The sequence below is a fragment of the Vibrio sp. 811 genome (assembly GCF_033339195.1).
In genome coordinates this window covers 1-666 of sequence record NZ_JAWOUB010000474.1, presented here as the reverse complement: position 1 = coordinate 666, position 666 = coordinate 1, and the positions used below count along the sequence as shown (strand labels likewise).

Annotated in this window: 1 protein-coding gene; it reads left to right on the top strand. The window is 45.2% G+C overall.

What is annotated here, in order from left to right; genetic code table 11:
* On the top strand, positions 1 to 304 hold a 304-nt coding region (locus R7Q46_RS27565), incomplete at its 5' end, for a TatD family hydrolase (protein ID WP_318078334.1).
* Between the last annotated feature and the right edge of the window lie 362 nt (positions 305 to 666).

The window sequence follows — 666 nt, the reverse complement described above, 5'->3', positions numbered from 1 at the left end:
TTGTTTTGGTGGCAGCTTAGAAGAGGCACGAGCAATTAACGAGTTGGGCTTCCACCTTGGTTTAGGCGGTGTATCGACATTTAAAAACGGCGGCATGGACAAAGTCATCCCACACTTAGACATGCAATGGGTCATCTTAGAAACAGACTGCCCATATTTGGCGCCAGTGCCGCATCGCGGTAAACGCAATGAGCCAGCTTACACATCGCTCGTCGCGCAGCGAGTGGCAGACTTGCGTGGCGAAGAGATCGCAACCATAGATGCTATCACCACGGAAAATGCAAAAAGCTTATTCAAGATTTAAGCAAGACAACAAACGCAACAAGCGGCCACACTAGGTCGCTTTTTATTGCCTAAACGGTTGGGTGAACAGGCCAAACCTGAAACGACTCAACCAGCAATACTGTAGTGTTGATAGACATAACTATTAACTTGTAACCCTACCCACTTCGCATCATGCGTATTCCATCAGTACGCTTCTTGTGACTGTCGACAACTCGACACATTCTTTTCTTATACTGCTATTCGCCTACGTCTTAGCACAGGTGTAAAACAACATGAATACGGATATTGAAATGTGTACACATGGTGCTTACTTGCAACGCGTACCACGCAACTTTTTTCAAAAGCTGCTAGGCATCAAAGAAGTTTATGTTTGTACTAAAT